Raw genomic sequence first — 10,079 nt, 5'->3', positions numbered from 1 at the left:
CCGCGACGGTGACAGCGCCGGTTTGGAAGCCGGCGTCAGATGTGTATAAGAGACAGCGCCACCGGAGCCGCCGCCACCGGCCCCGTCGCCGACTCCCCCCGGCTGATCGCGGTGTGGATCGGCTGGCTCGAGTTCGACGTCTTGCTGGGCCCGGAGCTTGGGGTGCGGTCACTCAAGCAGAAGCGGTCGGTGATCCGGCCCGTCGTGGCCGAGCTGCAGCGCAAGTTCAGCGTGTCGGCCGCCGAAACCGGCGGGCAGGACCTACATCGGCGGGCCGGCATCGGCGTCGGCGTGGTGTCCGGTGACCGCAGGCACGCCGTGGAGGTGCTCGACGCGGCCGAACGCCTGGTGGCCGCGCATCCCGAGTTCGAGCTGCTGTCGGTGCGGCGGGGCCTGCACCACAGCGACGACTAACCGTCTCGCCCCTCGCGTTTGCGGCCCAGCGGCGCCGGCGCGACGACGCCGGGCGCCAGCCGCCGCGCGAAGATCAGGAACGCGGTGTGCCCGCGCATCGAATGCTGCGGGCGCACGGCCAGGCCGACGACGTTCCAGCCGCGCTGCAGCGTCTCCCAGGAGCGCGGCTCGGTCCAGCACTGCTGGTCCCGCAGGGCCTCGACGGTCCGCGACAGCTGGGTCACGGTGGCCACGTAGATCATCAACACCCCGCCCGGAATCAACAGCCGGGCCGCCGCGCCGAGCACCTCCCACGGCGCGAGCATGTCGAGCACGGCCCGGTCGAAGGAACCGTCGGGCAACTCCGAGTCCGCGAGGTCGCTGACGAGGAGCTCCCAGTTGGCGGGAAGACCGTCGAAGAACACAGTGACGTTGCGGCGGGCGTGCTCGGCGTGATCGGCGCGCTGCTCGTAGGAGACCACCCTCCCCTCGGGCCCGACGGCGCGCAGCAGCGAGCAGGTGAGCGCCCCGGAACCGGCGCCGGCCTCCAGCACCCGGGCGCCGGGAAAGATGTCGCCCTCGTGCACGATCTGGGCGGCGTCCTTGGGGTAGATCACCTGCGGGCCGCGCGGCATCGACATCACGTAGTCGATCAGCAGGGGCCGCAGCACCAGGAACTGCGCGCCGCTGCTGGATTTGACGACGCTGCCCTGCTCGAGCCCGATCAACGCGTCGTGCGCGATGGACCCGCGGTGGGTGTGGAATTCGGCGCCGGGGGTGAGGCACATCGTGTAGTGCCGGCCCTTGGCGTCGGTGAGTTGGACCCGCTCGCCAGCGGTGAACGGGCCGGTTGCGGACACGCCGTCTAGCGTGCCAGCCGACTCGCCGTCGCTGGTGCTTGGGGGTTGTCGGCGCCCGGTTCTACGCTGCGAACATGACGGACCAGCCGGAGGCCTGTGACCGCCCGGCTTCCAAACCGGCGCTGTCACCGTCGCGGGCGGCGGACTTCAAGCAGTGCCCGCTGCTGTACCGGTTCCGGGCGATCGACCGGCTGCCCGAGGTGCCGTCGACGGCGCAGTTGCGCGGGTCGGTGGTGCACGCCGCCCTGGAACAGCTCTACGGTCTGCCCGCCGCGCAGCGCGGGCCGGACACCGCGGGCTCGCTGGTGCAGCCCGCGTGGGAGCGGGTGATCGCCGCCGAACCCGACCTGGCCGGCGACCTGGATCCCGGACAGCGCACCGAGCTGCTGGACGAGGCGCGCGCCCTGCTCGCCGGCTATTACCGGCTGGAGGACCCGACCCGGTTCGACCCGCAGAGCTGCGAGGAGCGCGTCGAGGTCGAGCTCGCCGACGGCACGCTGCTGCGCGGCTTCATCGACCGGATCGACGTCGCCGCCACCGGTGAGGTTCGGGTGGTCGACTACAAGACCGGCAAGGCGCCGCCCGCCGCGCGGGCGCTGGCCGAGTTCAAGGCGATGTTCCAGATGAAGTTCTACGCGGTGGCGCTGTTGCGGTCCCGCGGGGTGCTGCCCACCCGGCTGCGCATCATCTATCTCGCCGACGGCCAGATGTTGGACTACGCGCCGGATCACGAGGAACTGCTGCGCTTCGAGAAGACGCTGATGGCGATCTGGCGCGCCATCCAATCCGCCGCGCCGACGGGCGATTTTCGCCCCAGCCCGTCGAAGTTGTGCGACTGGTGTCCCCACCAGCAGCTCTGCCCGACGTTCGGGGGCACGCCACCGCCCTACCCCGGCTGGCCTGATCTCGCTGGCGCGCAAGGTATTTCACATCCCACCGAACCCGCGGCCTGAATCGCGTGCGCTCGCCGACGTCGGCCAGCTAGCATGCGTCGATGGGGCCGGCGTTGTCTCTCGGCGGCATCGATCCGTGGCCGTGGGTGTCGCTGTTCACAAATCCGGTCGTCCTGATCGGTGTTGCCATCTTCGTGAGCAGCAGAGCGCGCAAGCGGGCTGTACGCACGTTCGGGGGTCCGCCACGGCCGGGAACCGCGCAGGCTTTGTCAGTCCGCCGACAACCCGGACTAGCTGGTCTGCTTGGCCGCAGTTCCATCCTCACGCAGATCGGGCTCAGAGTTGAACTTGCGGACCAGCCGCCCTATGACGTGACGGTCACCACGGGTCTCAGCAGCCGTTCGCTTGCCGCCCTGTGCGTGGAGGGCCAGCGCTGGGAACCCGGCCGGCCGTGGCACGTGCGTCCGGGCACGACTTTCGAGGTGGAGGTTGATTCGACCGACCCGCTGAATGTTCGAATCGTCAGCGATCCCATACCCCCGGCCGGAGGGGAAGCGTTGAATGCGCCACCGCCACCGCCCCGGAAATCGTTTTTCGACTATTCGGACATGACGCTCCGCTACCGCATGCTGATGTATTTGTGGTGGGCCGTCTCCGTCGGCGGGATCGCCTTCACGACATACCAATTCGTCCTGCGGCACTGATGGACGATTAGCCGTCGAGGGGCGACATCTCCTGCAGCATCGTGGGGATCAACTCGCTCACCGTGGGGTGGATGTGCATCGTGCGCGCCAGCGTGGTGTACGGCGCCTTGGCCGACATGACGTCCAGGATGGCGTGAATCGCCTCGTCGCCGCCGACCCCGAGGATGGCCGCGCCCAGGATCTCGTCGGTCTCGGCGTCCACCACCACCTTCATAAAGCCTTGCGTCTCACCCTTTTCCACCGCCCGGCCGACCCGAGTCATCGGGCGCTTGCCGATCAACGCCTTGCGGCCGGACGCGCGTACCTGGCTCACGCTCATCCCGGCGCGCCCCAGCGGCGGGTCGATGTAGAGCGCGTAGGTGGTGATGCGGTCGCTTACGAGCCGTGGCGGCTCGCCAGAATCCCTGTCGAGCAGGTTGGCGGCGACGATCTCGAAATCGTTGTACGAGGTGTGCGTGAACGCGCCCTTGCCGTTGCAGTCGCCCATCGCCCAGATGTGCTCGACATTGGTCTTGAGCTGGTCGTCGACCACGATGTAGCCGCGGGCGTCGGTCTGCACGCCGGCGGCCTGAAGGCCGAGGTCGTCGGTGTTGGGTTGCCGCCCCACCGCCACCAGCAGATGGGTTCCGGCGATCGGGGCGGCGCCGGCGCCGGGTGTCAGCTCAAAGCCATTGCCGTTCTTGGTGATTCGCACGTCGTCCGCGCCGACGACGACGTCGATCCCCTCGGCCTCCAGGATCTCCCTGACGGTGGCCGAGACGTCCTCGTCCTCGCGGGACGCCAGCCGCGGGCCCCGCTCGACCACCGTCACCCGGGCCCCGAAGCGGCGGTACATCTGCGCGAACTCCAGCGCGATGTAGCTGCCGCCGAGGATGACGAGATGGTCTGGCAGCGTGTCGAGTTCGAGGATCGACACGTTGGTGAGGAACTCGACGTCGGACAGGCCCGGGACGTCCGGCACCACCGCCCGGCCGCCGACGTTGAGGAAGATGCGGTCGGCGTGCAGCAGGTCGCCGTTCACGCTGACCGTGTGCGGGTCCTCGAAACGGGCGTGACCGCGAACGACGGTGCAGCCGTCCATGCCCTCCAACCAGCTCTCGACGCCCTTGCGGTCGGCGAGCATGATGTCGTCCTTGCGCGCCTTGACTTTTGCCATGTCCACGCGGACCGGGCCGGTCCCCACGCCGAATTCGGCCCCGCGCCGGGCCAGGTGCGCGGCGTGCGCGCTGGCCACCAGGGTCTTGGTCGGGATGCACCCGGTGTTGACGCAGGTGCCGCCGACGAGTTTGCGCTCGATGACCGCGACGCGCTGGCCGGCCGCGGTCAGCCGTCCCGCCAGCGGGGGGCCGGCCTGCCCGGCACCGACGATGATCGCATCGAAATGCGTTGTCACTTAACCGCCGACAGCAAGTACTCCGTCAGCACGTGACCCGTCACCGCGACGATGGCGAACGCGCCGAGCACCGCGACGGCGTCCTCGAGCAGGGCGATCGGCAGGTCCCTGCCGGCCACGGCGGCCAGCCGCTTGCGCGCCTGGTAGCCGCCGAGGGTGCCGAGCACCGCCCCGATGACGCCCGCGCCGAGCGCCGAGAAGGTCCAGTGCGGCCAGGCGCCCAGCACCGCGCCCGCCAACCCGCCCGTGATGATCCGGGCGGCAAAGATCGGTGGCGCCGTGCGGGCCGGCGTCTTGGGCAGCTTGTCGTTAACCAGCTCGCCGACGGCGAGAACGGTGAAGACGATGACCCAGATGATGTTGCCGATCCAGGACGCCCAGGTGCCGTGCAGGTCGATCCAACCCAGGTAGGCGCCCCAGGCGACCACGAAGGGGGCCGTCAGCGAACGCAACCCGGCGACGACACCGATCAGTAAAGCCAGCAGCAGAATTAGCGCGTGTGTCACGAAGACCCTCCTGGGGGACTAGACGATGACGCGGGCGTCCACCTTGCGGCAGCCCTAGCCGGACGCTAACACAGCCGCGAGGAAGCCACCCGTTGGTCTAGAACCGGCAGAACCTGATGTCGGACGCCAGGATCGCCTTGGCCCCGATGGCGGCGAGCTCGTCCATGATCTCGTTGACGCCGCGACGCGGCACCAGCGCGCGGATCGCCACCCAGTCCGGATCGGCGAGCGGGGCGATGGTCGGTGACTCCAGTCCCGGGGTGATCGCTGTGGCCCGGTCCAGGACCGAACGCGGGCAGTCGTAATCGAGCATCAGGTACTGCTGGCCGAACACCACGCCTTGCACCCGCGCGACCAGTTGATCGCGCACCGCTTTCGTTTCGTGGCCGCCCTCGTCCGCGCGCTCGATCAGCACCGCCTCCGAATCGCACAGCGGCTCCCCGAACGCCACCAGGTCGTGCAGGCTCAGGGTGCGCCCGGAGCCCACCACGTCGGCGATGGCGTCGGCCACGCCGAGCTGCACCGAGATCTCCACCGCGCCGTCGAGCCTGATGACAGTGGCCTCAATTCCCCTCTCCGCCAAGTCTTTTCGGACCAGGTTCGGGTAGGCGGTCGCGATTCGCTTGCCGGCCAGGTCGGCGGGCGTCCAGTCGCGCCCGGCCGGGCCGGCGTACCGAAAGCTCGACGACCCGAAGCCCAATGCCAGGCGTTCGCGCACCGGGGCGTCCGAGTCGCGCACCAGGTCGCGCCCGGTGATGCCGAAATCCAGCTCCCCGGAACCCACGTAGATGGCAATGTCCTTGGGCCGCAAGAAGAAGAACTCGACCTGGTTGACCGGGTCGATGACGGTGAGGTCCTTGGAATCGGTGCGGCGCCGGTAGCCCGCCTCCGCGAGGATCTCGCTGGCCGGCTCGCTGAGCGTGCCCTTGTTGGGAACCGCAACCCGCAGCATGCTCACAGCTTCCGGTAGACGTCGTCAAGGGACAGGCCGCGCGCGATCATCAGCACCTGCGTCCAGTACAGCAACTGGCTGATCTCCTCGGCCAGCGCGTCGTCGGTTTCGTGCTCGGCGGCCAGCCACACTTCGCCGGCCTCCTCCAGAATCTTCTTGCCCAGCCCGTGCACGCCGCCGTCCAGCGCGGCGACCGTGGCGCTGCCGGCCGGCCGGGTGCGGGCACGCTCGCCGAGTTCGGCGAACAGATCCTCGAAGGTCTTCACGGCCAGCGATTGTTTCACGCGGCGTCCACCGAAGTCACGGCGGTTTCGGCGGGCACGCCCGCGACGGGCTCAGTCCTCCGGGTTGTAGCCGAGGTTGGGGGCGAGCCAGCGCTCGGCTTCCTGCAGCGTCCAGCCCTTGCGCTTCGCGTAGTCGGCGACCTGGTCCTGGGCCATCCGACCGATCACGAAGTACTGCGATTGCGGATGCGAGAAGTACCAGCCACTGACGGCGGCACCGGGCCACATCGCCATCGACTCGGTCAACTCGATGCCGGTGCGCTCCCGGACGTCCAACAGCTTCCACAGCGTCACCTTCTCGGTGTGCTCCGGGCAGGCGGGGTAGCCGGGGGCGGGGCGGATTCCCACGTACTTCTCAGCGATGAGCGCCTCGTTGTCCAGCTGCTCGTCCGGCTGGAACCCCCAGAACTCCTTGCGGACCCGTTGGTGCATCCGTTCGGCGAAAGCCTCCGCCAGCCGGTCGGCGAGCGACTCCAGCAGGATCGCGCTGTAGTCGTCGACGGCCGCCTTGAACTCCGCGATCTTCTCCTGGCTGCCGAGCCCCGCGGTGACGGCGAAGGCGCCGACGTAGTCGGCCAGACCGGTGTCCTTGGGCGCGATGTAGTCGCCCAGCGACCGGTTCGGGATGCCCTCGCGGTGCTCGCCCTGCTGGCGCAGGTTGTGCAACGTGGTCAGCACCTCGGTCCGGGTGTCGTCGGTGTACACCTCGATGTCGTCGCCGACGGCGTTCGCCGGGAAGAACCCGATCACCCCGTTGGCGGTCAGCCACTTCTCCTTGATCAGGGTGTCGAGCATCTCCTGGGCGTCGTCGTACAGCTTGCGCGCGGCCTCGCCCGAGACGGGGTTGTTGAGGATGTCGGGGAAGCGGCCCTTCATCTCCCAGGCGTTGAAAAACGGCTGCCAGTCGATGTATTCGCGCAACTCGGCGAGGTCGTAGTCATGAAATTCGCGTACTCGCGCACCTATCGCGGGCACCGGCGGCGTGTAGCCGTCCCACTCGATGGGCGTCCGGTTGGCACGGGCCTTCTCCAGCGTCAGCATCGGCCGCTCGTTCTTCTGTGCGTGCCGCTCGCGCAGGGCCGCGTACTCGGTCTCGGTGGCCTCCAGCAGGGCCGGCCGTTGCTTGTCGTCCAGCAGCGCGGCCGCCACCGGCACCGAACGGGATGCGTCCTTGACCCAGACCACCGGACCGCTGCGGCGCGGCGATATCTTCACCGCCGTGTGGGCGCGCGAGGTGGTCGCGCCGCCGATCAGCAACGGGATCTCCAGGCCCTCGCGTTCCATCTCGACGGCGAAGTTGGCCATCTCGTCCAGGGACGGGGTGATCAGGCCGGACAACCCGATGATGTCGGCGCTGTGCTCCTTGGCCGCATCCAGGATCTTCTGCGCCGGCACCATCACACCGAGGTCGATCACTTCGAAGTTGTTGCACTGCAACACAACTCCGACGATGTTCTTGCCGATGTCGTGGACGTCGCCTTTGACGGTCGCCATCACGATCGTGCCGTTGGTGTCCTTCGCGGCGGCGGTTCCGTTCTGCTCCTTCTCCTCCTCGATGAACGGCAGCAGGTACGCCACGGCCTTCTTCATCACCCGGGCCGACTTCACCACCTGGGGCAAAAACATCTTGCCGGAGCCGAAGAGGTCGCCGACGACGTTCATGCCGTCCATCAGCGGGCCCTCGATCACCTCGATCGGGCGCCCACCCGCGGCGGCGATCTCGGCCCGCAGTTCCTCGGTGTCGGCGTCGACGTGGGCGTCGATGCCCTTGACCAGGGCGTGCGTGATCCGCTCGCGGACCGGGAGGCCGCGCCACTCGGCCGCTGCCGGGTCCTCACCCTTCTCCGACTTGTTGAACCGCTCGGCGATCTCCAGGAGCCGTTCGGCGGCGTCCTCGCGGCGGTTCAGGACGACGTCCTCGATGCGCTCCCGCAGCTCGGGATCGATCGAGTCATAGGGCACCAGCGCGCCGGCGTTGACGATGCCCATGTCCAGGCCGGCCTTGATGGCGTGGAACAGGAACACCGAGTGGATCGCCTCACGGACCGGGTTGTTACCCCGGAACGAGAACGACACGTTCGAGATGCCGCCGGAGATGTGCACCCCCGGCAGGTTTTCCTTGATCCAGGCGCAGGCCTCGATGAAGTCGATCCCGTAGGTCGCGTGCTCCTCGATACCGGTCGCCAGCGCGAAGCAGTTCGGGTCGAAGATGATGTCCTCGGGCGGGAAGCCGACCTCCTCGGTCAGGATCCGGTAGGCGCGCGCGCAGATCTCCTTGCGGCGCTCCAGGTTGTCGGCCTGGCCCTGTTCGTCGAAGGCCATCACGACGACGGCGGCGCCGTACTTGCGGCACAGCCGCGCCTCGCGGACGAACTTCTCCTCGCCCTCCTTCATGGAGATCGAGTTGACGATCGGCTTGCCCTGCACGTTCTTCAGGCCCGCCTCGATGACCTCCCACTTGGAGGAGTCGATCATCACCGGGACGCGGCTGATGTCCGGCTCGGCCGCGATCAGCTTGGTGAACCGGTCCATCGCGGCGACGCCGTCGATCATGCCCTCGTCCATGTTGATGTCGATGACCTGCGCGCCGACCTCGACCTGCTGCAGGGCGACCGACAGCGCGGTGTCGTAGTCCCCGGCCTTGATGAGGTTGCGGAACCGGGCGGAGCCGGTGATGTTGGTGCGCTCACCGATGTTGACGAACAGCGAGTCGTCGGTGATGTTGAGCGGCTCCAGGCCCGACAGCCGGGTGGCCACCGGGATCTCCGGCACCTCCCGCGGCGGCTTGCCCTCGACGACCTTGGCGATCTCGGCGATGTGCGGCGGCGCCGTCCCGCAGCAGCCGCCGACCAGGTTGACGAGACCGGCCTCGGCGAAATCGGCGATGTAGGAGGCCTGGCGGTCCGGGGTCTCGTCGTACTCGCCGAAGGCGTTGGGCAGGCCGGCGTTGGGGTAGCAGGAGACGAAGGTGTCCGCGATCCTGGCCACCTCGGCGATGTAGGGCCGCATCTCCGGCGCGCCCAGGGCGCAGTTGAGGCCGACCGCGAGTGGCTTCGCGTGCCGGATCGAGTTCCAGAAGGCCTCGGTGACCTGACCGGACAGCGTCCGCCCGGACGCGTCGGTGATGGTGCCCGAGATGATCACGGGCCAGCGCCGTCCGCGCTCCTCGAACAGCGTCTCGACGGCGAACACCGCCGCCTTGGCGTTCAGCGAGTCGAAGATGGTCTCGACGATGAGGAGGTCGACACCGCCGTCGACCAGGCCGTTGGCGGCCTCGAGGTAGGCGGCGACGAGCTGGTCGTAGGAGACGTTGCGGGCCCCGGGGTCGTTGACGTCCGGCGAGATCGACGCGGTCCGCGTCGTGGGCCCGATGGCGCCGGCGACGTAGCGGGGCTTCTCCGGGGTGCTGAATTCGTCGGCGGCCTTGCGGGCCAGGGCGGCGCCGGCGTAGTTCAGCTCGTAGGCCAGGTCCGCCATGTCGTAGTCGGAGAGCGAGATCGCGTTCGCGTTGAACGTGTTGGTCTCGAGGATGTCGGCGCCCGCCTCGAGGTACTCGCGGTGGATCCCCTCGATGATCTGCGGCTGCGTCAGGTTGAGCAGGTCGTTGTTGCCCTGCAGGGCGGTCGGCCACTCGGTGAACCGGTCGCCGCGGTAGCCGGCTTCGTCGGGCCGGTCCCGCTGGATCGCCGTGCCCATCGCGCCGTCGATCACCATGATCCGCCGGCGCAGCGCTGCCGTCAGTTCGTCGGTGCAGTCGGGGCGGATGTTCGGTGCGAAGTTTGTCGCGGAGTCTGTTTTAACGGCGTTCACGTACTTCCTTCCGTAGCGGAAGGCGTCCTTGACTCTGCCGAGCGTGGCGGATTCCGGCAGCGACCCGGACCCGTTGCAACGCCTCTCGACCAAAAAAGTCTACGTCGTCACCCGATCGACGTCTGGACGCCCAACTCGTCGCCGCGATCGACAGCCTGCGGATCGTGGCAGCGACGGGTTAGTTACCAAGGTTAACCAGTTTGCAGCCGAACGTATTTCTGAGCGGTGTTCGTCGGCGGCACTCACGCCATAAGGATAGTCGTCCTATGCAATACGCCCAGAGG

The 10,079-nt window shown here is 68.4% G+C and carries 9 protein-coding genes; 3 read left to right on the top strand and 6 right to left on the bottom strand.

The window, feature by feature from the left end:
* Positions 1 to 111: 111 nt before the first annotated feature.
* Positions 112 to 414 (top strand): DUF503 domain-containing protein, encoded by a 303-nt coding sequence (locus tag AWB89_RS26175; RefSeq protein WP_085101592.1) that lies wholly within the window; start codon positions 112 to 114, stop codon positions 412 to 414.
* Here the strand turns inward: AWB89_RS26175 and trmI are convergent.
* Entirely contained in the window at positions 411 to 1,253 is an 843-nt protein-coding gene (gene trmI / locus AWB89_RS26170) for a tRNA (adenine(58)-N(1))-methyltransferase TrmI (RefSeq protein WP_085101594.1), read from the bottom strand. The two genes, AWB89_RS26175 and trmI, sit on opposite strands and share 4 nt — an antisense overlap.
* 74 nt (positions 1,254 to 1,327) lie before the next feature.
* Here trmI and AWB89_RS26165 point away from each other — a divergent pair, with 74 nt between their 5' ends.
* Together AWB89_RS26165 and AWB89_RS27210 are read left to right on the top strand one after the other, a co-directional pair.
* Positions 1,328 to 2,206 (top strand): RecB family exonuclease, encoded by an 879-nt coding sequence (locus AWB89_RS26165; RefSeq protein ID WP_085177631.1) that lies wholly within the window; start codon positions 1,328 to 1,330, stop codon positions 2,204 to 2,206.
* Positions 2,207 to 2,247: 41 nt separating this feature from the next.
* Positions 2,248 to 2,850: a hypothetical protein gene (locus AWB89_RS27210; protein ID WP_142280086.1), complete on the top strand. Its 603-nt coding sequence runs from the start codon at positions 2,248 to 2,250 to the stop codon at positions 2,848 to 2,850.
* A gap of 7 nt (positions 2,851 to 2,857) precedes the next feature.
* Here the strand turns inward: AWB89_RS27210 and AWB89_RS26155 are convergent, their stop codons facing one another.
* From AWB89_RS26155 to metH, 5 genes are all read right to left on the bottom strand, one after another.
* On the bottom strand, positions 2,858 to 4,243 hold the full coding sequence (locus tag AWB89_RS26155) for an FAD-containing oxidoreductase (protein WP_085177627.1): 1,386 nt from the start codon (positions 4,241 to 4,243) through the stop codon (positions 2,858 to 2,860).
* The gene (locus AWB89_RS26150; RefSeq protein ID WP_085177625.1) at positions 4,240 to 4,749 is read right to left on the bottom strand and encodes a DUF4126 domain-containing protein; all 510 of its coding nucleotides are present in this window, start codon (positions 4,747 to 4,749) and stop codon (positions 4,240 to 4,242) included. Before AWB89_RS26150 ends, AWB89_RS26155 begins: the two co-directional genes overlap by 4 nt.
* 97 nt (positions 4,750 to 4,846) lie before the next feature.
* Positions 4,847 to 5,701, bottom strand: coding sequence for an ATP phosphoribosyltransferase (gene hisG, locus AWB89_RS26145; protein WP_085101603.1), 855 nt, complete (start codon positions 5,699 to 5,701; stop codon positions 4,847 to 4,849).
* A 2-nt stretch (positions 5,702 to 5,703) separates the two neighbouring features.
* Complete coding sequence (locus AWB89_RS26140) at positions 5,704 to 5,985, bottom strand: phosphoribosyl-ATP diphosphatase (RefSeq protein WP_085101605.1); 282 nt, start codon at positions 5,983 to 5,985, stop codon at positions 5,704 to 5,706.
* Positions 5,986 to 6,036: 51 nt separating this feature from the next.
* The gene (gene metH / locus AWB89_RS26135) at positions 6,037 to 9,795 is read right to left on the bottom strand and encodes a methionine synthase (protein WP_085177638.1); all 3,759 of its coding nucleotides are present in this window, start codon (positions 9,793 to 9,795) and stop codon (positions 6,037 to 6,039) included.
* Positions 9,796 to 10,079: the final 284 nt, after the last annotated feature.

Source organism: Mycobacterium paraense (genome assembly GCF_002101815.1).
In the GTDB taxonomy this organism is placed as follows: domain Bacteria; phylum Actinomycetota; class Actinomycetes; order Mycobacteriales; family Mycobacteriaceae; genus Mycobacterium; species Mycobacterium paraense.
This window is presented reverse-complemented; position numbering and strand designations above follow the sequence as displayed.